The following is a 23,018-nucleotide window of genomic DNA, read 5'->3' on the forward strand; positions in this document are numbered from 1 at the left end:
TCCCGATGGAAGATGGAGGATTTCATTAACCAAGCTCGGATAACAATCGTTAACCGTCCCGTAGATGTATACGGGCGTCCGCTAACGTTGGCCGATCGAGATGAAACCATTGCTGCCAGCATTCCGTCGCCGATTATGTGTGTTCACGGCACTGGCCTCCACCGTGTTGCCCGCGCATTGCTTCGCGCAATCAGCATGGTCTGGAAATGCTGACAACGAATTTAGCAATGCATCGAACTGGTCCCCTTCGGCGCCCGGGGCAGGCGATGATGCGCATGTCGATACAGGCTCTCCACAAGTTACAAACGACGTGACAGTCAATCGTCTGGAGGTTGGTGGAGGAAACGTCACCATCACCGACACAGGTGCATTGACCGCCACGAACGGCACCACGATCACAGCAGGCAGCGTTAGCGTCAATGCGGGCGGAGTAATGAACTCCAACGTCAGCCTTGATGGCGGTAGCCTTTCCATCGATGGCGACCTCAATGGCCAGTTGACGCTCAACAACGGCAACGTCACCGTGAACGGTACGCTCAGTGGCGCCATGGTAGAGACAGGGACCGCGCTGTCCAACAACGGCACTGTTGATGAGGTCAATATCTCCAAAGGAGGGACCTTCGTCAATAATAGCGGCGTAACCGCGGGCGCAGTTACCAATGCCGGGACGACATCCAACGCCGGAACGATCGGGAGCCTGACCAATACCGCCGGAAATTTTACCAATAATGCTGGCGGGACGATTTCGGGAAAGACGACGGTTTCGGGTGGAACTGTCACCAACAATTTCGTCGTTACCGACGCCGATGTCGCGGCAGCGGCGGCCTTCATCAACAACACCGGTGCAACAGCCGGCGCAATCAGAAATTCAGGCACCGTCGTCAATGCGGGAACCATTGTCTCCCTACAGAACGATGCCGGTACATTCACCAATGATGCCGGCGGGGTGGTTACGGGGGATAGCACTATTACCGGTGGCAGCGTGACGAACAACGCCACCCTTCACGACGTCGATGTCGGAGCAGATGCAACATTCACCAATGCCAACGGCGCCACCGCCGGTGTCGTCGTCAATGCAGGCAATTCGTCGAATGCCGGGACTATTGATAGCCTGACCAATACGGCTGGAAATTTTACCAACAATGCAGGCGGTACGATTACCGGCAAATCAACAATCACAGGCGGAACCGTCACCAATAACTTCGTCATCACCGATGCGGACGTTGCCGCCGCCGCAATATTCGTCAACAACTCGGGAGCCACCGCTGGCACGATAAGAAACTCCGGCACGGTTACCAATGCGGGGACCGTCGCGGCGCTTCAAAATGATGCCGGCACTTTCACGAACAATTCTGGCGGTACCGTTACGGGTACAACAACGATCAACGGAGGTCGTGTTGTCAACAATGCCACATTGGCAGACGTCGATAATGAGGCGGCGGGCGAATTCATCAACAACAACGGCGCTGTGGCAGGCACGGTTACCAATTCTGGCAGTGCCTCGAACGACGGAACAATCGCCGCGCTCGTCAACACTGACGGCATCTTTTCCAATACCGGTACAATTGATGGAACAGCCACGATTTCGGGCGGTTCACTGATCAACGATGGAACCGTCGCCGGAGCAGTCGTCATCGATGAGGGCGGGCTTCTTTCAGGCAACGGGACCATTGGCGAGCTTTTCGTCAACGCAGGCGGTGTACTTTCACCCGGGCGAGACATAGGAACACTCACCGTCGACGGGGATGTGACCTTTAGCACTGGCTCAATCTACCAGGTCGACATCGATGCCAACGGCGCCTCCGACCGGGTGGATGCGACAGGCACGGTCTCCATACAGGGGGGAACGCTTGAAATTAGAGCGGTGGGTGGCAATTACGGGCTGACAACCACTTATACCATCCTGAGCGCAAGCCGCATCACGGGCACCTTCGACAGCGTTTCAAGCGATTTTGCTTTCCTGACGCCAACGTTGACCTATGGTGCTGCGACGATAGACATGCGTTTCGACCGCAATAACGTGCAATTCTCAGATGTCGCGGATACGGCAAACGGTCGCGCAACCGCGGTTGCCGTTGAAGCATTGGGAACAGGAAACTCGATTTACGATGCGGTCTTGTCACTGAATTCTTCCACCGCAAACAGTGCCTTCTCGCAGTTGAGCGGTGAGGTTCATGCCTCGCTCAAAAGCGCTCTGCTGTGGGAGAGCCGTTTTGCACGCGACGCGGTGCTTGACCAAATGGCCATGGATCTTGATCAGCGGAAGGATGACGTAACGGTCTGGACCAACAGTTTTCTGTCGTCCAACCGTTGGTCAGGGAATGGAAATGCAGCCGGAATCGATACCCGCACCGCAGGCGTAGTCATGGGAGTGGATGCGTCAGTCTCCGACCCGTGGCGTCTAGGCGGCCTGTTGGGTTACAGCCATGACTCGTTGGAGCAGGTGAAGACAGAGTCTTATCACGCCGGTCTCTATGCTACGGGTGATATTGGTCCCTTGAACGTCATTGGCGGCGCCATCTTTTCCCATAACGATGCGTCAACGCTGCGCGATATCTCCTTTGGAACGATTACCAGCCAGCTCACCGCTGACTATGCCAGTGCCACCAGCCAGGTTTTCGCAGATCTCTCTTCGACGCATGAACTGGATGCGATCAAGCTCCAGCCCTTCGCCAACCTCGCTTACGTCAATCTCAAGACTGACGCCTTCCGCGAAAATGGCGGCGATGCGAGCATGTTGGCAGCAAAAAGCAGTGACGAGATCGCAACCTCCACGATCGGTCTGCGCTGGTCTTGGAGGTGGCCGGAAGACAATTTACCCGTTGCCGTCTCCGGCATGCTGGGCTGGCGGCATATCGAGGGTGACGTGTCGCCGTATTCTAGCGTCGCGTTTTCTGGCGGCACGCCATTTGTCGTCGAAGGCGTGGAAATGCCAAAGGATGCTCTGCTCGCAAAATTCGGGGTTTCCGCCAGGCTTTCGAAGTCGGCTCGCCTGACGTTCAGCTATTCCGGCGAGTTTGGCAAAGGCCTGCGGTCCAGCGCAGCGCAGGTCAATCTGGCGGGGAGTTTTTAAACCCCGTATTGCGACGACACGTTTGGCGCGCTGTAACGACCGTTGTTGATTTTCGGGCTGAATTAATGACGCTTGTCGATCCACAATGACCTGGGTTCAGAGTTGAATTGATCAGCTCCGACGCAGGTCGATCCGACTGGTAACGATCGGTTTGCCTGTGGCCGGGTCGGTATCAACAGTCGTCAGGCGCATGCCGGAAGCTCCAACTTTTTCGATTGTCATCTGCGCGCGTCGATCACCATTGACCTCTTTCGCCCAATTGATTGCAAGGTTGATGGCATCTCCACCACGTCTGCCGTTCAAGCCCGCGACGCCTGTACCCGCCCCCACGTAAGAGCCGCTATAGGTCGCGCCGTTGATTTTCAAATCGGCGCTGATGGCACGAGAAAACACAACGAGGCTCGTACAGCGTCCATTCAACGCCAGCGATTGAGCCGTCGTGTTCGATTTGAATCTGCAGGTGACATTGATCGTGGGTGCATTCGTGCGCACCTTGACCGTTCCTTTACCGCTCCAGCTTCCCGCCAGCGTTTTCAAGAAAGCGGACTCGTCGGCGTGCGCACCGGCCGCCGTCATCATCCATGTCATCGCCACGGTAATCGCGCTTGCAAGAACCTTGTTCATAATCGTGTCTTTCAGACAGGGGAACTCCATTACCTGGATGTTCTGCAGATTGAAGTGAGATTGTTACACCCCCACAACCCTTTAGCCGGGCAAGAAGTTCCGAATGTTGATTTTCGCGTTGGAACCAGCACGAAAGAATGTGCGGTTATGGCCGATCTCTCTGGATTAAACCGCGCCCCTGATCTATCGTCTTTCGCATGGATTCGCGCGCCCCCACCTCAGAGCCGCCCTTGAGCTGGTCACCTCGTCTTCCAGGCTGGGCTTCGTTGCGCGGTCGCGACATTCCCGAATCCGACGCTGCATTCTCTGCCGGTATCGCTCTGAAATCGCTTGACGATCTGATACAGGCCGATCCGCCTTGGCTCGGCTGTTGGCGCGATCGCCTTGCCCTGAAGTCGGCTGCCATCGCCGCCAGAATGGATGGCCGTAGCGAGGACGAACATGCGTTGCGCGACGCGCTTTTGCTGACGGCGCCTGGTGATGATCCAGGGCCTGCGGGAAAATTGTTTTTGGCCACACGAATGCTGTCGCGCCGGTCCGGGGCAATCACCACACCATTTATTCAGGAGCTTGCCGCGTTGTTGGACCTTTGCTGGGACGAGGGGCTTGCCTCCATTCCGGATCTTGTGGATTCTGCGATCCAATCTGAGCGGGCGGCGCCCTTCGTAGCAGTGGACCTGATAGCAGCAATGTGCGCGATCCGCCCGGACATCGAGGTGCTGGCCCTGGGACTGGCGGATGTTGTGCTGGCTCAAAAGCTGAAATGGCCGAGACCTGTTCCTTTGCTTTTACCCGAACGTTTTGGTTCGTCCTTCCGAACGATCGGTGGCCGGGGTCGCGTTCGTCCGGGAGAGCCAGCTTATCCAAAGGCGATCTGCCTGGCGCTGGTTGATGGGGTTGACGCAGCACTCCGTTCCACCGTCGACATCAATCGACGCGCAGCACGGCTGCTGGCTGTCGCGCCGAAGGTTCGCACCAAAGGTGCCGAGCCGGTGATCCGCAGATTGCTGAACGAGGATGCCGTGCTGGCCTCGGCGCCTGGCAGTGGCCTTTCCCGCTGGGCGGCCAACCGGCTGTTCGAGCGGCTGGAAAGCTTTGAGGCGGTACGCGAACTGTCCGGCCGCTCCTCTTTCCGGGTGTTTGGAGTTTGACGATGGCCGGAGCCCCTGTAGCCAAGCAATCCCGTAAGGAAAGGGCGAGTGCCGCAGCCGAACGGCTGTTTGATCGGGAGCTGGAGGATCTGCCGCCGGAACTGCGCTGGCGGGAATGGATGCTGAGGGTCGAAGCGGTGATCTTTGCCTCTGCCGAGCCAGTCGGTCGCGAGACATTGGCGCGGGTGGTGGGAAAAGAGTGCAGCATCGATCTGCTGATCGACGACCTCATCGAGGAGCTTCGTTCCCGACCCTACGAACTGGTTTCGGTGGCCGGTGGTTGGCAACACAGAACTCGGGTGCGGTTCGCGGAGACGATACGCGCCTCAACTGCTCCGACGCGCGGCGCGGCAACGAAGTTGTCGCAGTTCGAGGCGATGGTGCTGATGGCGGTGGGATATTTCCAGCCGGTCACCCGGGCGGAACTGAGTAAGATCTTCGGCAAGGAGGTCAACCGCGATACAATTGCTTCGCTTCGGGGCGCTGGGTTCATAGCCTCGGGGCCACGCAGCCCGACACCAGGTGCGCCCTATACCTACGTCACCACCAAACACTTCCTGTCCGCCTTCGATATGGAGACCCTTCGTGATCTGCCCGACATCGAAGCGCTTGAGGATGCCGGGCTGTTGAGTAGAAATGCTGTGCGCGAGGGACCGATTGCAGGCGAGCCAGAGAGCGACGAAGAATAGGGACGGCGCAGAGGTATTCGGTTGTCGGTCGCTATATGGATTAAGCCGCCGCTACTCCAACGCCTGTTCTTGTGGCAGATCCCATAATCCTATTGGCTTCCTCCGTAGGGACTGCGAGAGCAAGCAGGATCATTTTGCATATGTCGTGCGCATATTCGCTCGAGCCACGCCCGCTCAATTGGGTTTTCATACCAGCCCGGACCGCGCCGACAACGAAGTCTCGAGCACTGTCCAGATGGTCGTAATGCAGCCGTCCCGCGCTCAAACCGGCTTTAAGATCAGGTGCAGGATAGGCCCGCAGGTCAGAGTTGACTGTTTCGGCATTGCCGGACAACGCGAAGATCAGCCAGCCCCAAGCCTGGTCTTCGCCTGACCGGATCAATATGCGCCAAGCCTGTGCAATCAACCGCTCGACCGGATCGCTGATTGAGGCGCAAGCCTTGCCGATTTCAAGAAATGGATCCTTGCCAACTTGCGTCCACAATGCATCCAGCAAATTCTCGCGGGTGGGAAAGTAGTTGTAGAACGTTCCCCGGGCAACGCCCGCCGCCCTGATGAAATCGTCGATCGTCGCGGTCTTGTCACCATTGGCGGCGATGACGCGCGCCGCCGCAGCGATGAGCTTCTGTCTCGTCTTTTCACGACGCTCTTGCCCGATTTCGGCACGCCTGAGCGCGGTTCCGCCAGCCATGGTCTCTCCAGTTTATATCGGCCCGCTGTGAGTGGCCCATTCAAAAGAGTGTACTCGAATAGTTCATATTAACAAAATATGTCCAACTTCATATCGTACATGAACCATGCATTTCAACGATTTCGGGGAGGAAATCGATGGCCATATCCGGTGAACTTCGAAAGAGTGAGCCTTTCGATGTCGCGCGCATGCCGATGCTTGACGCCGATCAGATCGGCCATTTGCGCCGCATCGAAAACCTCTCCTTGCTGCTTCCCGATGATTGGTCGGGCATGCAAGCGAAATCGACCCTACAGGAAGATTTTGGCGGGCTTCGCTTTCAGCTCGCCTATATGTCCTATGCGCTCGCCTTGACGCACAGGCATCGTCTGCCAGCGGCCCCCGGAGTCTTCCGCAAGACTTTTGAGCGACTGATTGAGAAGATTCTTTCGCCGGATGTCTGGACCTATTGGCATTATATCAGCACCGGCAACGGTGTGATCAATGCCGCGCAGGGCGAATTGCCCGCCGAGTGGAACCCGGTCATCAAAGACAACATCATGTACAGCGCCTATGTGCAATCGATGTCGCTTCTCTATCACTATATTTTCAATGATGACCGCTATGCGCAGCCCGGCGCGCTGACAATGGAAATCAAGACCCTTTACTGGGCAGCGGGGGGCAAGAAGTTTGTCTATGACGAGCGCTCACTCAACGATCATCTCTACTGGATGATGGTGGAGAAGGGATATTTCGGCATCGCCTGCGAGCCGAATTGTATCTTCCAGATCTGCAACCAGGTGCCGATCCTCGGCTTCCGGTTTCATGATCTCGTGTATGGCGGATCGCTCGCGAAGGAAGTTACTGACGGCTATCAGCGCGCATGGTCCGATTTCGGCATCGCCAGTGAACGCGGCCATTTCAGGATGATGGTTCAGGAAATCGAAAGGAACCTCATCCCCACAGAAGCGCCCTGGATCGACTTCTGGCTTGGCTCACTGATGCACGCCTGGAACCCGGAACTGGTCAAACAACACTATCCCGGACAGATCGCAAAATGGGGTGAGGCGGGGCCGGATGGTACGCTGTGGATCAATGAAGCGCCCGGCATTCCAACCAGCCTCGGTTTTACCTCAGCACGCGATTTCGGCTGGGCGGCAGTTTGCGCGTCTGAAGTCGGCGATGATGACTCGCTTTCAAGGATGCTAGCCTATGCCGACAGGTTCCTGCATCGCTCATGGACCGACGGTGGCCTGCACTATCGCCGGCATGACGCATCCTTCGACGATCAAGGGCTGTTCCGCGCAATGGACCCCCATACCGGCAATGCGCTTCTGGGCTATGCACGGCTCAACGTGCCGGGCGGGCTTGAGAGGCTTTACGCCGAGCCTTGGGACAAGGCCCATTTCGAGGAACCGGCGCTCGTCGAGATATCGGACAATGCCGACGTGCTGCGTGCACGCTTCGAGCGTGACGCGAAAAGCCTGGTTCTGACGCTTGCACCGAGAGCGGATCGCGACGGCAACGTTCTGCTGGAGCTTGGCAATATCTGGGGCCGTGGAGATTGGTCGCTTGCCGCTGACGGTGAGCATGTTCTATCGGGCAACGCGAGCGAACTTGGCAAGCATTCAGGTGCCGTCGGCGCCAAACGGGAGGGCGACATACTCGGACTGGAATGCGCCCTTCGCGCACCGACAAACTTTGTCTTGACCTTCCATTGAGGCGCTGAACATGCTTGAGGGAAGCTTCTCGCTCACCGATCATAATGGACATGCTGTCACCGAGGCGAGTTATCGCGGCAGCTTCATGCTGGTCTATTTCGGCTTTACCCATTGCCGCAAAGTCTGCCCGCGCTCGCTTGCCTGCATGACTGCGGCGCTGGACACATTGGGCGAGACCCGACGTATGGTCGTGCCGCTTTACATCACCGTCGATCCGGAGCGCGATACACCGGAGAGAATGAAAGCCTTTGTTGAAGCAAACTTTCCGCGTTTCACTGGCCTGACGGGAAGCCGCGAGGCGATCGACAGCGCGAAGGCATCCTTCCGCGTCTTTTCCCGCAAGGGGCTCGATCCGGAAGATGCAGAAGGCTATGCCATGCCACACACGGCCTTCGCCTATCTGCTCGGGCCTGACGGCAAATATCTGGCACATTTCATGGACACCATTGATGATCTGCAAATGGCGAACCGTCTCCGCATTCTTCTCGCTGAAACCGAACGGGTCACCTGAACACAGGTAACAGGGTATTCAGGGTAGCGTCGGCTTAACGGCGGCCGCGGCAGGAGTGGTCACGATGGGAGCCTATGCCGTGGTCGCAATCTCACCGACGTGATGTCGGCGGACGGCGTTATGTTTGTGCGGCATGCTGGGTCAATCAACCTATGTTCGATCCTGACCGCATAGATGTAAAATGTTGAAATTTGATCCCTGCGCCCATTCGTCCCGCTGGCCAAAATACGGTTAAGCACGAAAATTTCGCAGCACGACCCTTCCAACTGTATTACTAGGTTTGCAGATACCTAATCGGCAATATTTACATAATTTTACATATTCTTAAATGACATTAACAGGAAGATGCTTATAGTGCGCCCAAATGCTCGAGGCACCACGAATTCAAGCGGAATACCATTATTAGGTCCATAACAATCTTCGTCACCGAGCCTTTGCTGAGTTTGACGGGACCAAAAGGTCCGTCGGATACGCAAGCAAGCGGCAACGCCGTTGTCGATCATGATATTGCGATCACGCATGATAAGTCAGACCTTTTGGCTGCTGCTATCGGCAGTGAGACGGCGTTCCCTAGGGTGAAAACATCGATCACCCATGCGAAGCCCGCTGCTAACGTCCATCATAGCCATTTTAGTCCGGTCATTCAGGGTGTGACCTTTGTCGGCATCAGTCTCTTTGACGGCCAACAAACTTTGTGTGCTGCGCGATCTGCACCGATCAGCCTCATTGAAATCAAGCGCGACATCGTCCGCTACTGGGTCGCACCCCGCACGTCTTCAGGAGGCGGATTCTCCGCCCCGGTGGGTGCCCCGACCTCCGCAAAGGGAATTTATTGATGCGCAAATTTTCTACCAGGTCTCTCGCGACAGTGCTCGCCTTGGGGTCGTTTTTCATGGTCGCCTTCGCCGCCCGAAGCCAGGATGGTGAACAAAAGACGGATCAAGCGGCCGCACTGAGCGTGAGCTTGGTCAAGCCGGCGGTTTTGCTGTGGCCTGTTATTATTCCCGCAAGTGGTCGACTTGCCGCCTGGCATGAAGCGACAATTGCAGCAGAGACCAGCGGTATGAAGGTCACCGAAGTTAAAGCAGATGTTGGCGCACACGTAAAAAAGGGCGATTTGCTGGTGCAGTTTGCGCCGGAATCTGCCCAGGCTGACCTGGAGCAACAACAAGCGAACGTTGAAAAAGCGGAAGCCGATCTTGATCAAGCAATAGCGAATGGTGACCGCGCCCGAGGATTGACAAGTTCTGGCGCATTATCAAGCCAACAGATAAAGGAATATCTGATTACCGAGCGTAAAGCGAAAGCCTCCCTCTTTTCGGCAAAGGCTGCGTTGGCTTCATCTCAGCTCACCTTGGACAGGACCAAGGTTTACGCAGTGGACGACGGGGTCATATCCGAGCGCTCCGCATCTCTTGGTGATGTGGTGACCGCCGGTGGCGAGTTGTTCAAGCTGATCCGACAAAATCGTATCGAATGGAAAGCGGAATTGCCATTTAATCGGCTGGCTGACGTCAAGGTCGGAACAAAAGCTGTCATCCCAACGCCGCGCGGCGACGTGCACGGTGAGGTCAGGATGGTGGCACCTTCGATGTCAACCGACAATGGTCGCGTGATCGTCTACGTGACGCTGAATCCCACTCCAGGGATGGATGCCCCAAAGATCGGCATCCTGGCCAGCGGCTACTTTGAATTCAACAACACGGATGCGCTCACAGTGCCCGCTGCTGCCGTCACCCTCAAGGACGGCTTCTCATATGTGTTCATTTTGAACTCGGCAGACAAAAAAACGGTGACACGCAAGCGGGTAAAGCCTGGACGGCGGCAGGACGATCGTGTTGAAATCATTTCAGGAATTGAGAAGACTGACGACGTTGTTGCGTCAGGCGGCGTCTTCCTTGCAGATGGCTCTGTAGTCCATGTTGTCGACAGCAATGATGCGGCAACGACGGAGGAATCGAAGTGAATTTCTCCTCTTGGTCTATTCGCAACCCTGTCCCCCCGTTGCTGCTATTTGCATTGTTGACGGCCTGTGGCCTTTGGGCGTTCAATCGTCTCGACATACAAAACTTCCCGGATATGGATCTTCCAACCATCAATATCAGCGCGACGCTGGACGGCGCGGCGGCAGCCCAGCTCGAAACGGAAGTGGCCCGCAAGATCGAGGACAAACTGACCGGCCTGAGCAAGCTGGATTCGGTGACCACGACGATCACTGATGGTTCAGTCAGCATTTCAGTCGCATTTGAGGTTGGGAAAGACACGCAAGCCGCATTGGACGAGGTGAAAAGCGCAGTCGATCAGGCGAAAAGCGACCTGCCACAAGATATGGATGATCCAACGGTCTCAAAGCAATCGTTGAACTCTTCTCCTCTGACTACCTTCGTGGTGCATTCCGACAAATTGGACGATGCGGAACTGTCGTGGTTCATCGATAACGACATGTCAAAAGCGCTGATGGCTGTCAAAGGCGTGGGTGAAGTTGGCCGATTGGGCGGCATCGATCGAGAGATCAGGGTAGAGCTCAACTCTAACATGCTCGACAGCCTGGGCTTAACCGCCAATGACGTGAATACCCAGCTTGAAGCCGTGCAAACCTATCTGTCTGGCGGCAAAGGACGAATTGGTGGTGAAAGCCAGTCTGTGCGTACCGTGGTTGCGGCAGAAACTGCCGATGAACTGCGCGCAATGCCTGTCCCGCTGCCAAAAGGCAGTTGGGTCAGGCTGGACGAACTTGGCACAGTGACCGATTCCCAAAGCGATTTGACCTCGCTTGCTTATCTCAATGGTAAACCCGTCATTGCCGCCCAGATCAAACGGTCTAAGGGCTATTCAGATATCGCCGTCACCGACGATGTCCGCACCGCAATGAAAGCCTTTGCCGCTGCCAATCCGCAGGTGACAATCGAAGAAGCCTACAACACGATTGTTCCGACCGAGCAAAATTATGAATCGTCGATGGACATGATCTACGAGGGTGCGGTCATCGCGGTCCTTGTGGTCTGGATGTTCCTGCGCGATTGGCGTGCAACACTTCTGGCGGCTGTCGCTTTGCCGCTGTCGATTATACCGACATTCCTCGCCATGTATTTTTGTGGCTATACGCTGAACACGATCACGCTTTTGGCGCTGTCCTTGGTCGTTGGCATTCTTGTCGACGATGCGATCGTCGAAATCGAGAATATTGAACGACACCTTAGAATGGGCAAAAGCCCCTTCGATGCTGCAATGGAAGCGGCAAACGAAATTGGTTTGGCGGTTATCGCCACAACCTTCACGTTGGTCGCGGTGTTTTTGCCGACCGCCTTCATGGGTGGGGTGGTCGGTATCATTTTCAAGCAATTTGGCGTCACGGCCTCTGTGGCTGTTCTTGCTTCTCTTTTGGTCGCTCGGTTGGTCACGCCGATGATGGCGGCTTACATATTGAAGCCTGGCACTGCAAAAGAAGAAGAAGACGGTCGTTTGATGCGGTCCTATCTCTGGCTTGTGAAAGGGGCGCTCCGGCGTCGCTGGATACCGGTTCTGGGGACTGTCGGATTTTTAGCATTCACGCTTCTGCTCCTGAGCCATTTGTCGACCGGCTTTTTTCCGGCATCTGATGATGCGCAAACCAAGGTCACCATCACGACGCCGACGGGATCGACGATTGAGACAACGGATGAAGCGTCTCGAAAGGCGTCCGAGATCATCGCCAAGGTTGATCATGTTACCTCGGTGTTTCAGGCAACGGGTACGGCCTCCACTGGAGGCGGTGCAAGCAGTACAACGACATCCAGCACCAATAGCGCCACGATTGTTGTCAACCTGACGCCAATTGGCGAGCGCGATGTCAAGCAGTCGCAGATCGAAGCGGATTTACGAAAAGCTTTGGAAAAAGTGCCCGGTCTCCGCCTTGAAACAGGCACTGGCGGGAATGGCACGCAGCTCACTCTGACCTTGTCAGGTGATGACTCCGAAGTTCTGGAAAAGGCAGCCGCCAGCCTCGAGACGGGTCTGCGTACATTGTCAGGCATTGGCAATGTGACATCCTCTGCCGCCATGCAGTCGCCAGAGATCATCATCAAACCGGATTTGGCGAAAGCCGCGTCATTGGGTGTGACATCCAAGGCGATTGCTCAGGCTATTCGCGTGGCGACGGCAGGAGCGTATGATACCGCGCTGTCCAAGCTTAATCTTCCTGAACGTCAGATCAATATCCGGGTCTTGCTGGACACAACAAACCGTCAGTCCCTTGACGCAATATCTCTTATCCCTGTTGAGGGTAGCGCGGGCAACGTTGCCCTTGGAGCAATCGCTGATATTTCAATTGGGTCCAGCCCAAGCGAAATCAATCGGCTCGACAGATCACGCAATGTCACACTCACGATTGAACTGAATGGCAGGAGCTTGTCCGCAGTCACCGCTGAGGCCGCCCAATTGCCAAGCTATAAAAACTTGCCACAAGGGGTAAAATTTGTCGAACAGGGTGAATTGAAGCGTCAAACTGAGTTGTTCAACAGTTTCGCGACGGCGATAGCGATCGGCATTTTCTGCATCTACGCTGTTCTAGTCCTCCTCTTCCATGATTTCCTGCAGCCGGTCACGATCCTGATGGCAATTCCGCTGGCGCTTGGCGGGGCCCTCTTGCCGCTTGTGCTCACCGGTACCAGCTTCTCGATGCCTGCGGTGATTGGTCTGCTCCTTTTGATCGGAATCGTCTCCAAAAACTCCATTCTGCTTGTGGAATATGCGATTGAAGCACGCCGGGGAGGCATGTCGCGTTATGACGCGCTTGTTGATGCGTGTCACAAACGCGCGCGTCCGATCATTATGACCACAATCGCAATGGCTGGCGGCATGGCACCAGCAGCGCTCAGCCTCGTCGCCGGCGATTCTAGCTTTCGTCAACCCATGGGGATCGTCGTGATTGGTGGGTTGTTGACCTCAACCTTCTTGAGCCTCCTGGTCATCCCTGTCGTGTTCACATTTTTAGATGATCTTCTGGTCTGGCTTAAAGCGCGGTTCGGAGTGACCTCGTAATCTATAGCATCTGACTGGAGACGAGATAGGGAACAGGCGTGCTGCCCCACGTCAAACCGGAAGCAGGTCAACGAGAGTGTTTCTTAATAGCCGTGAGAGAGAGAGTTCTGCGGATATTATGAAGGATGGATAACGATCAAGGGACCTAAACGTGTGGCTTCCAAGCCAAGCGCCTTTTTGACGAAAGCAAGCGCGTCTTTGGTATCCGCAACCTTGATCGTACCGCTGACACGGCGACGCGCCAGCGCTGAACCCGCAATGATGATCCGGCCTCGGAAATGCCGGTTCATCTCCTCAACGACATAGGAAAGAGGCGCGTTGTCAACGGCGATTTGTCCGCGCCTCCATGCGAGAGCGACGAGGCCGTCGACCGGCGTCACGGCTGTCGTTTTCCTGGCGTAGTCGTAGATTGCCTGCTCGCCTTCGTTCACGCGCAGAGAGGCCGCCTGTTTACCGTCGCGCTCAAGCTGCACCGCATTCTCCGTGACCGTCACCTCGGTATCTTCTTTGCCGTAGCGAACATCGAACGCTGTGCCGAGTGCGATCACCTTTGTCTCACCAGCCACCACCGTGAAAGGTCGGTCGGGCGCATGAGCGACCTGAAAGAAGGCTTGGCCCCGCAGGAGGCGGATGACGCGGTGACCCCCGGTGAAATCGACGGCAATCGCCGAGGACGCATTGAGCTGGACGATGGAACCATCCTCCAATGTACGAATGGGGGTTTCATCCGTACCGGCGATCATGTCCGCTTGCATGCGCAGCGGCCCATCGAATGCAAAGAAGGCGCCGGTTGCAAGGGCTGCCACCAACAGTGTTGCGATGATCGGCTTGGCCATGTTGCGGGGGCGCATGTCGATATCGGCCAGACCAGGATCGGACTGAATGGCGCGGCCAGCGTCGCCCATCACAAACTCGGCTGCGCTGTAGGTCCGACAGTTTTCCGGATCGCGCTTAAGCCATGTCTCAAAGAGAGCCCGGTCGTCCGGCGATTGGTTGGGGTCACCGTTGCGCAAAAGCCAGTCGGCCGCCTCGCGGTTTCGTCTTTTCCGACTGTCACTCGATTCCTTGACCGGCATGGCTTACTCCAGACGAATCCTACGACCTCTACAGTGTCATTCGCCGTATATGGCGCACAAAAACTCGCTGTAGTGCTTTATATCTGCTGCATAATTATCGCTCTAAATCGATTTCGATTTAAGGCAGTATACAGTAGACGTTTGACATCCACGGATTGGGACACTGACAACTGTCCAATCGCAAGGATGTGACCGTTCTGCGTTCATGATACGCGATTCTTTGGGGATCAAGAGTTTGTCAGGGAAAAGTGGCCACCGGTTTTCCCGAAAAGACAAACGAAAACGAAAGAAACGAGAGTCAGTCTGGTTCAATTTGAACCTGACTGACTCTAGAGAATCCGGTCAAGGCAATGGGCAAACGCACGCCGCAGGTGCCGGTCGACCATGTTTCTGGAGATGTTGAGCCTGGTGCTGATCTGGTCTGGTGTCAGATGATAAAGGCGATGGAGAATGAAGACGACACGTCGCCTCTCCGGCAGTTCCGCAATTGCTTCCCGAAGGGCTGCAAGTCGCGCTTCTATTTCCAGAGTGTGGTCCGGCGCGTGCCCGGTGCTTGCCGCCGAGAGGGCCTCACGCTCCGATCCTGAGAACAGCCGGGCTTCCTTCGTTTCCCTGCGTTGGCGGTCAATGCCGAGATTGATGGCGGCACGGCAGAGAAAGGCCTTGATCGACCGCTTGTTCAGGAGAACCTCCGGTTTGGCGGCGAGCTTCACGTAGAGATCGTGCACCACGTCGCGGGCCGTAGAACTCGGGTGTCCCCGGCGCCGCACCGCATTGGTAATATCAGCATAGTGTGCTTCCATGGCTCGATTGAGCAACTCGCTGCTGTCAACGGTGTCCCAGACAAGGGACGAGGAGGAAGATCTCGACATCTGCACATGGTTCCCAGCGAACGGTAGGTCAGGATAGACGTGGCTGAACCGTCATGGGGAATGGCTAAACAATCCCGAAAACACGTGCAAGTGCAATGCCTTAGAAATATGCCGCTTTATTCCGATGCTGTAGAATAAAACAAGACTATAAAACTCATCTTTGTGTCTGATTTCCTTGCCTGAATCCGTCTGATCGACTTCACCCGCTGGTGGCAAAGCAAGCCGGACCTTCTCGAAAATAGCAAGGAGTGTGATATTTTTGTGACATTCCGCACTCTCTCAGGGAGAGGTTCTCAAAGCGGAATGCACAAAGGCGTTCCGGCAACGGGATCACGGATCACCATGCTCTTGACGTTAAAGACATCGGCGATCATCTCTGCGTTAATGACCTCACTAGGCGTTCCGGTAGCCCTGATACGGCCACCTTTCAAGAGAGCAATGTGTTCGGCGTAGCGCGCCGCCTGATTAATGTCGTGCAGCACGGCCACGACTGTCTTGCCGCGCTTTGCGACCAGCATCGTAATCAGCTTCATCAGTTCAATCTGATGTTCGAGGTCGAGATAGGTTGTTGGCTCATCGAGAAAGATAGTCTGGCCTTGTTGGGCCAGCGTCATGGCAATCCAGGCCCGCTGCCGCTGACCGCCGGAAAGGGTGTCCAGCATGCGGTTTGCAAGATCGGTTGTGCCTGTCAGCATGAGGGCTTCGTCGCACGCCTGCTGATCCTCAGGAGACCAGCGACTGAAAAGTGACTGATGCGGATAGCGCCCTTGACGGACGAGATCGCCAACGGTCAACCCCTCAGGCGCGACAGCCCCCTGCAGCAACACGCCCACTTTTCGCGCCACCTCGCGGGTGGAAAGCTGCGATACATCAAAGCCATCAAGGATAATGCTACCGGCCGATGGTTTCATCAGCGCTGCGAAGGCGCGCAGAATTGTCGATTTGCCGCTGCCATTGGGGCCAAGCAGCGCTGTAAAGCGCTGTTGCGGGATCGCAAGATCGAGATTTTCGACGATGCGGCGATCGCCATAGGCAATGTCGACGCCATTGCTGATGATCCTGGGACCGCCTTGCAGATCAGTGGTCATGGCGACGTCTCCAGAGAATATAGCCAAAGAAGGGAGCACCGACGAGTCCGGTCACGATTCCGGCCGGGAGCTGCGCTGGGGCCAGGATGACACGACCGATGAGATCCGCGGCGACGACGAGGCAGGCACCGACGAGGGCTGCGACCGGGAGGATCCGGGCATGGGAGACTCCTACCAGCCGGCGCGCGATATGCGGCGCGACAAGGCCGACAAAGCCGATGAGACCCGACACGGCAATGGCGGCACCAGAGAGTAGGGTCACCAGCAGGATCATCAGGCCCCGTATACGATCGACGGGCTGGCCGAGGCTCCTTGCACTATTGTCACCGAAGCGGATGAGGTCGAGTTCCCGCGCGGCGAGAAGTGTGAGTGCGATCGGCACGATGAGCCAGAGCGCAAGCATCCGCACCTTGACCATGTTGGCGTCGTAGACGCTGCCGGCTAACCATACCAGCGCCCGCTGAACGTCGCCAATGTCGCCGAAGGCTGACAGGAAAGTAGTACCGGCGGAGGCGAGGGCGGAAAGCCCGATGCCGATCAGGATGATACGCAGCGAGGAGGTGCCGCTGCGCCAGGCGAGTGCAAAAACGGCAAGGGCCATGGCGCTGGCACCCACGAAGCCTGCCACTTGCAGAAGCGCCACAGGTGGATCACTGATCAATACAATGACAGCCATGGCCGCAGCAGCCGCACCGCTGTTGATGCCCAGAACGCCCGGATCAGCAAGCGGATTGCGCATGATGGCAATGCTGATCGTTCCGGCGAGCGCGAGTGCGACGCCAACAAGGAGCGCCAGAAGAACGCGTGGAAGACGCAGATCCCAAACAATCATTTCGCTCTGCAACTGTGCACGGCCCGTGCCCATCAGCACATCGTAGAGTTCTTGCCAGCCCAAGGACACGTCACCAAAAGCGAGACTTGCCGCCACGAGAAATGTGAGCAGAAGTATCAGGACGAAGAAAACCCGGATCATGCGCCGTCCCTCAGCCGCGTGCGGGCGAGATAGAGGAAAAACGGCGCGCCGATCAACGCAATGGTGACACCGACGGGAAAGCTTTGGCTTCCAAACACCAATCGTCCGACCGTATCTGCCACGATCACCAGCAACGCACCGCCGAGTGCTGAAAAAGGAATGATCCAGCGATAGTCAACGCCGATGCACATCCTTGCAACATGGGGCACGACAAGCCCGACGAAGCCGATCGGTCCGGCAAGTGCGACGGCACCACCGGCAAGCAAAATGACCACCGCGACCGATAGGCCCCGCCAGACGATTGGGTTCTGGCCGAGCGCGCGCGACGTATCCGCGCCAAGGCTGATTGTCGTCAGATGACGGCCAAAGGGCAGGGCAGCGATCAGCCCGGCAATGATATAGGGCGCAACGGTCTTGACCTGTTCGATGTTTCGTCCCGTCACCGAGCCTGCGGTCCAGAGGCGCACGGCATCAAGAGTACTCTGGTCAAAGATCAGCATAACGGTGGTCACAGAGGTCAGGAAGGTCGCAACGATAGCTCCCGCCAGCACGAGCCTGAGGGGGGATTGCCCCACCATTCCCATCGAACCCAGCGCATAGACAACGGTCGCGGCGATGGCTGCGCCGAGAAAAGCAAACCAAACGTAGATGTCGCCGATACCGGCACCGAAAATGGCCATGACGGAGACGACTGCAAAGGCTGCGCCTGCGTTGATGCCGAGCAGGTCCGGTGAGGCGAGGGGATTGTTTGTCACCGCCTGCATGATGGCACCAGAGACAGCCAGTGCGCTACCTGCCAGCAGCGCCGCAAGCGCACGTGGCAGGCGAATGGTCATGACGATCAGGTGATCCCGCGACGTCTCGGATGCGAAGAGTGCCGAGATGACTTTGGCGGGCGGCATCATCGCCGCACCCAGTGAGATGGCGATCACGGTGGCAAGCATGAGCAGACAGAGTAATGCGGCAAGCGCAAGCACTCGTCCTACATCGGTTTCTGCAATATAGCCAGCCGTGCGGTCGGTCATGGGGTCGTCAGGATGAAGCGTTCGACATCGTCGAGGATACGGTTTGCCGAGCTGATGCCGTAGAAGCTCTGCCAAGGGCCGCGGTCGACCCGATAGGCGCGACCTTCACGAACAGCGGGCAGCAATTGCCAGAGAGGGTTCTCCGTCACCTGCTTTTCCAGCACGTCATCCGGCCCGCTTTCGAAACCGCTGGCGGATACGTAGAGAAGCACGTCGCCATCAAGATTTGCCAGCTCCTCCCAGTCTGGACGCTTCACGATCGTGCCGTCAGTCACGGTCTCGTAGGCCGTTCGCTTTACGCCTGCCTCATGCAGCACCGCGAAAGGGGCGTAGGCGTTCGGTCCGTCGACAAACACGACAAACCGGTCAGGGGCCAAACGGACGGTAGAGACCGTGAGTTTCTTGTCTTTCATGCGTTCACGAATGGCCGAGACACGGTCATTGTAGGCCGTCAAAGAACTCCTCGCCACACCTTCACGACCGGTCACTTCGGAAAGGCGCTGGAGATAGACCTTCCAGTCCATATGCTTGAAAAGCACCGTTGGTGCAATCTTGGCAGCCTGTTCGTAGATGCCGGAATGGGCCTCCGCCGAACCGATGATAAGATCCGGTTTCAAGGCTGCGACACGCTCGAGGCTTGGCTCCCTGGGATTGCCGAGATCGACCATTTTTTCGGCCCTGACCACATCGAGCACTTCGCTTTCCGTGATTGCCATATAAGGGGTCGCGATGACAGGTGCCTTCAGTTCGATCAGCATTCCAAGCGTGATCAGCGGGTCGAGCGTGACGATCCGTTTTGGCGCAGCCGGAATGCAGAGGGGCGGATTGTAGACGTCCTCGGTCAGCAAGGTCCCCTGGCAGGCGGCCTGCGCCAGTGAACCGGTCATAAGAAACGCGAGGAGAAACAGACAGAAACGCAAGAGGGCCACCATTTTGTCGCCGGAAATCGAAAACGGCTGCGGGGGTAATGCCCCCCGCAGCCCGAGATAATCAGAACTTGGCCCGGAGGTTCAATCCGAATGATCGGCGCTTGCCAGCCTGGCCGTAAGGCAGCGAGTAATCCGGATCAATCAGGGTGAAGTATTTTTCATCCGTCAGGTTCTCCGAAAACAGCGTCACCTGCCAATTGTCCTTCTTGAAACCCACCTGCGCGTTGACGATGAAGCGCGCATCAATCTTGTACATGCCGTTCGTGCCGAAGCGCGAATTATAGCTCGTCGTGTACTTGGCATCGGCTCCGACAAAAACACCATTTTGGAACTCATAACGACCGCCAAAGCCCAGGCTCCATTCCGGTGCTTCGGGAAAGGACTTGCCGTCCTGCGGTTCGCTGAGCGCTGCATGGTTGAAGTCGATGAACTTGGTGTTGAGGTAACCGACCGATGCAAAGGTGGTGAATTGGTCCGTGACCTGCATGGACGGTTCGATTTCAAAACCCCAGGAGCGAGATGTGGCGGCGTTCGAAATGATGCGATAACCGGGGATCGAGGGGTCAGGCCGGATCTCGACCTGCTGATCCGAATACTTAGTGTAGAACAGATTGGCATTCAACGTCAGGCGGTCGTCCAGCAGTGTTCCCTTGTACGACAGTTCAATGTTCTTGGAGTATTCGGGATCATAGGTGCCGAGTTCGCCCGTCACGCGGTCGAGATAGGACCCACCCGAGCGGAAGCCTTCCGTATAGGTGAGCCCCACCTTCTGGTTGCTGCCGAACTCCTTGGATATGCCGACTTTAGGCACGAAATTGTACTCGGTAAGGGACGTCGGGTCGCCAGTCAGGACAGGGGAGTCATCGATCAGACCGGAATAATTCTGCTGGTGGTCCTTGTCTCTCAGGTAATCCAGGCGTCCGCCCAGCGTCGCAAACCAGGTCGGCGCAAACTCGTAGGTCGCTTCACCGAAGATGGCCAGGTTCGCGGTTGTGCGGTGCTGCGTGTCATTCTGCTGGTAATAATCGAACGCAACGATATCCGTGGCACCATCCCACTTTTCGTAGCTGCCATAGATGCCGGTTACCCATTTCCAACGATCGCCTTCATAGTTCAGGCGGAATTCCTGGGTGAGGATGGAGTTGTCATCTTCGCCGGTGATACCGTTGACGACATTTTCGGTGCCATAATCAATGGAGCGCCGGTTATTGATGCCGTATTGATAGCCGGTCTGCGATGTGAAGCGCAGGGTTTCAGAAATGTCGTGGGTGACCTCAAGTCCGAGATTATGCGCCTCGGTCCAGCGATATTCGGTGTAGGTGACAGGCGCGTTATTGAAATCCCCCCGTCCCGAATAGAGTCCGACGAGTGCGTCGTTCGGCCGGTCCTTCGAGTAGGAATAGGTGAGGACTGCGCGGGTATCCGGCAGCTCTGACGGCGTCAACAGCAGCTTGGCGCGCGCAATGCCGCTGATATCAGTGATCAGATCGTCGTAATTGTCGTATGACTTGAAATCGGAGTAGCTGGGCTGGGCCCTAGAACGTTCATAGGACCCGGAGAGCCGCAGCGCGACCTGATCCTCTACGATAGGCGTGTTGACCGTGATGGCGGTGCCCACAAGATGATCGGTACCAACGGTCGTGGAAACTTCGACTTCCTTTTCGAAGGTCGGATCCTTCGATTTGATATAGACGGCTCCGGTCATGGCGGCGCGGCCGGAGAGCGTCGATTGCGGGCCGCGATAGACCTCGACCTGCTCAACGTCCCAGAGATTGCGGGCGCCGAAGCGGGCATTGTAGCGCGTCTGAAGGATGCCATCGATATAGATGGAGCCTGCCGGCCCACCGGACGATACCAGGCCCTCGGAACTCATGCCGCGGATAACGAAACCAGCGTTGACTGTGGCGCTGTCCATCGTGTTCGCCATGCGACGAAACGTTTCCTGCGTGGTGCGGATCTGGCTATTCGCCAGGCTTTCGGCATTGAGAATAGCGACACTGCTTGTCGTACCGCCAAGCGTGGTCGCATTGCGGGCACCGTAGATCACGATGGGTTCGAGCAGGGTTCCTTCTTGCTCCGGGTTTTCTGAGGCGGAAGTCGCGTTCTGCAAGGTGACCCGGTTTTCGCCGGCAAAGCGCGCATCGACGCCTGTCCCGGCAAGCACGGCCTTCAAGGCCTGTTCAGGTGTCAGCGTCCCATTCACGCCGCGGGTTGATTTGTTTTGGGCAACCGACGCGTCGAACAGAATCTGGAGGCCCGTCTGGGCAGCAAGGCTGTTGAGCGCTGGAGTAAGCGGACCGGCCGGTACGGAAATCGCGTGCTGCGACATTTGAGCCTGCGCCTCTCGCACCATTGCCGGCAGGGCAGGTGTCAACATCACAAGCGCCGATCCTGCTAATAGGACTGCTCTGAGGCTCGCCCGGGCCTCGTGTGTAGTGGAAAAAGTCTTCGTCATAGAACCCCCAAACTCTCCGGTACTCAAGGCTTTGCAGCCCACCGTAAGGAGCAACGCCACGTTGTGCTCGGGGGGTAGACGATTGATTTTCCCGGTTTGGGACTCTGACCCCAAAAAAATCTCGAGCTTTTTAAAGTTTGTCAGGGAAAAGTAGTCACCGGTTTTGCCGAGAAGACAAACGACAACAAAAAAATCGAGAGACTGTCTGATTCAGTTTGAACCTGACCTAATCTCATCAGCGACGCCGAGATGTTGACGCATGGCCAGGCGCAATTCTTCGTCCCGATCTGTCGGTGCCTTCAAGACACAGGTCGGACAGTATTCTCCGCCCTTGACGAGATAAAATCGACAGCAGCCGCCGCGTTGACGGAAGGTGTATGAAAATTCCTGCTGGTTGTTGTCGAGCACGCTCAAATCGAAATAGTGGAGCTGACGGTTGGCTAGCGGCGAACCGGGCACTTTGAGGATCTGCATTGCCGACGCCTTGGCCGCCTCGACGCTGCCGAACCGGCGGCCGGAATCGAGAAAGCGACCGGCAATTGCATCACCGGCGAGCCGCCAGAGCGCTGTGCGGGAGAGGCGCGTGCGTGCATGGATCGCGTCGATGACGGGGCGGAAATGCCGCTCGATTTCGGCCCGCAGCCGTTCTTCGGCAACAGCGTCACCCAATTGACCCTGCCAGAATGTCTCTTCGAGAAAACGGACATGGGCGCGTCGCACCCGGTGCATCTCACCGTCATGCGGCTCTTGCGTCGTGTAGAATGAAAGCGCGACGCTGGCCGGAGAAAGGTTTGGGATGAGGCCAAAACCAGCGAAGATCGGCACAGTAGCGGCGGCCAGAATGTAGCCATAGTCGGTCATCAACAGCGCCCCAGCCGTCTTGATGTCTGTGCCTTCGTTCAGCGATTGCTCGAAGGCGAGAAATTCGCCCAGCGCCACCTCGTCGGAAAAGAATGCCTCGGCTGTCGTCCATCCTGCGCCTACTTGACCGATATCCGCACGGACATCCGGCATATAGGCGGCCTGCGCATCCAGTGCGCGGCGGACCATTGCCTCCTCCGATGTTGGTATGTCCATCGCCGCCATCATCGCTTAACCCTCGCGCCTTAGAGCATCGTACCAAAAATTGGAATCGGCACGAT

General features: G+C 56.7%; 18 protein-coding genes. 8 read left to right on the forward strand and 10 right to left on the reverse strand.

The window, feature by feature from the left end; translation table 11 throughout:
* Positions 1–310 precede the first annotated feature (310 nt).
* On the forward strand, positions 311–3,073 hold the full coding sequence (locus tag AVI_RS26810) for an autotransporter outer membrane beta-barrel domain-containing protein (protein WP_234688891.1): 2,763 nt from the start codon (positions 311–313) through the stop codon (positions 3,071–3,073).
* A 111-nt stretch (positions 3,074–3,184) separates the two neighbouring features.
* Here AVI_RS26810 and AVI_RS26815 read toward each other — a convergent pair whose 3' ends face one another.
* On the reverse strand, positions 3,185–3,697 hold the full coding sequence (locus AVI_RS26815) for a hypothetical protein (RefSeq protein WP_015918399.1): 513 nt from the start codon (positions 3,695–3,697) through the stop codon (positions 3,185–3,187).
* Between the two features lie 197 nt (positions 3,698–3,894).
* Here AVI_RS26815 and AVI_RS26820 point away from each other — a divergent pair, with 197 nt between their 5' ends.
* Both AVI_RS26820 and scpB read left to right on the forward strand, forming a co-directional pair.
* Complete coding sequence (locus AVI_RS26820; RefSeq protein WP_015918400.1) at positions 3,895–4,848, forward strand: DUF1403 family protein; 954 nt, start codon at positions 3,895–3,897, stop codon at positions 4,846–4,848.
* Positions 4,849–4,850: 2 nt separating this feature from the next.
* Positions 4,851–5,537 carry an SMC-Scp complex subunit ScpB gene (gene scpB, locus AVI_RS26825; RefSeq protein ID WP_015918401.1) on the forward strand — a complete coding sequence of 229 codons (687 nt, stop codon included), beginning with the start codon at positions 4,851–4,853 and terminating at the stop codon, positions 5,535–5,537.
* 40 nt (positions 5,538–5,577) lie between these two features.
* Here the strand turns inward: scpB and AVI_RS26830 are convergent, their stop codons facing one another.
* Positions 5,578–6,228, reverse strand: coding sequence for a TetR/AcrR family transcriptional regulator (locus tag AVI_RS26830; protein ID WP_015918402.1), 651 nt, complete (start codon positions 6,226–6,228; stop codon positions 5,578–5,580).
* A 137-nt stretch (positions 6,229–6,365) separates the two neighbouring features.
* Between AVI_RS26830 and AVI_RS26835 the strand changes: the two genes are divergently transcribed.
* The 5 genes from AVI_RS26835 to AVI_RS26855 all read left to right on the forward strand — a co-directional run bounded on the left by AVI_RS26835 (position 6,366) and on the right by AVI_RS26855 (position 13,458).
* Positions 6,366–7,928 carry a linalool dehydratase/isomerase domain-containing protein gene (locus tag AVI_RS26835; RefSeq protein ID WP_015918403.1) on the forward strand — a complete coding sequence of 521 codons (1,563 nt, stop codon included), beginning with the start codon at positions 6,366–6,368 and terminating at the stop codon, positions 7,926–7,928.
* Between the two features lie 10 nt (positions 7,929–7,938).
* Positions 7,939–8,439, forward strand: coding sequence for an SCO family protein (locus AVI_RS26840; protein ID WP_015918404.1), 501 nt, complete (start codon positions 7,939–7,941; stop codon positions 8,437–8,439).
* 443 nt (positions 8,440–8,882) lie between these two features.
* Positions 8,883–9,275 carry a hypothetical protein gene (locus AVI_RS26845; RefSeq protein ID WP_071208092.1) on the forward strand — a complete coding sequence of 131 codons (393 nt, stop codon included), beginning with the start codon at positions 8,883–8,885 and terminating at the stop codon, positions 9,273–9,275.
* On the forward strand, positions 9,275–10,405 hold the full coding sequence (locus tag AVI_RS26850) for an efflux RND transporter periplasmic adaptor subunit (RefSeq protein WP_041699755.1): 1,131 nt from the start codon (positions 9,275–9,277) through the stop codon (positions 10,403–10,405). Before AVI_RS26845 ends, AVI_RS26850 begins: the two co-directional genes overlap by 1 nt.
* Positions 10,402–13,458 (forward strand): efflux RND transporter permease subunit, encoded by a 3,057-nt coding sequence (locus AVI_RS26855; protein WP_015918407.1) that lies wholly within the window; start codon positions 10,402–10,404, stop codon positions 13,456–13,458. The genes AVI_RS26850 and AVI_RS26855 overlap by 4 nt, the downstream gene beginning before the upstream one ends.
* Positions 13,459–13,574: 116 nt before the next feature.
* On the opposite strand, the gene AVI_RS26860 is transcribed toward AVI_RS26855, so the two are convergent.
* The 8 genes from AVI_RS26860 to AVI_RS26895 form a co-directional block, all read right to left on the reverse strand.
* A complete protein-coding gene (locus AVI_RS26860) occupies positions 13,575–14,534 on the reverse strand; it encodes a FecR family protein (protein ID WP_015918408.1) in 960 nt (319 codons plus the stop codon).
* Between the two features lie 329 nt (positions 14,535–14,863).
* Positions 14,864–15,406 carry an RNA polymerase sigma factor gene (locus tag AVI_RS26865; RefSeq protein ID WP_015918409.1) on the reverse strand — a complete coding sequence of 181 codons (543 nt, stop codon included), beginning with the start codon at positions 15,404–15,406 and terminating at the stop codon, positions 14,864–14,866.
* A 293-nt stretch (positions 15,407–15,699) separates the two neighbouring features.
* Positions 15,700–16,494: an ABC transporter ATP-binding protein gene (locus AVI_RS26870; protein ID WP_015918410.1), complete on the reverse strand. Its 795-nt coding sequence runs from the start codon at positions 16,492–16,494 to the stop codon at positions 15,700–15,702.
* The gene (locus AVI_RS26875) at positions 16,484–17,467 is read right to left on the reverse strand and encodes a FecCD family ABC transporter permease (protein ID WP_015918411.1); all 984 of its coding nucleotides are present in this window, start codon (positions 17,465–17,467) and stop codon (positions 16,484–16,486) included. Before AVI_RS26875 ends, AVI_RS26870 begins: the two co-directional genes overlap by 11 nt.
* Entirely contained in the window at positions 17,464–18,492 is a 1,029-nt protein-coding gene (locus tag AVI_RS26880; RefSeq protein ID WP_015918412.1) for a FecCD family ABC transporter permease, read from the reverse strand. Before AVI_RS26880 ends, AVI_RS26875 begins: the two co-directional genes overlap by 4 nt.
* A complete protein-coding gene (locus AVI_RS26885; RefSeq protein ID WP_234899034.1) occupies positions 18,489–19,379 on the reverse strand; it encodes an iron-siderophore ABC transporter substrate-binding protein in 891 nt (296 codons plus the stop codon). Before AVI_RS26885 ends, AVI_RS26880 begins: the two co-directional genes overlap by 4 nt.
* 103 nt (positions 19,380–19,482) lie before the next feature.
* A complete protein-coding gene (locus AVI_RS26890; RefSeq protein WP_234617829.1) occupies positions 19,483–21,798 on the reverse strand; it encodes a TonB-dependent receptor in 2,316 nt (771 codons plus the stop codon).
* A gap of 288 nt (positions 21,799–22,086) precedes the next feature.
* Positions 22,087–22,926 (reverse strand): ferric iron reductase, encoded by an 840-nt coding sequence (locus tag AVI_RS26895; RefSeq protein ID WP_049777538.1) that lies wholly within the window; start codon positions 22,924–22,926, stop codon positions 22,087–22,089.
* Positions 22,927–23,018: the final 92 nt, after the last annotated feature.

This window comes from Allorhizobium ampelinum S4, from assembly GCF_000016285.1.
GTDB lineage: Bacteria > Pseudomonadota > Alphaproteobacteria > Rhizobiales > Rhizobiaceae > Allorhizobium > Allorhizobium ampelinum.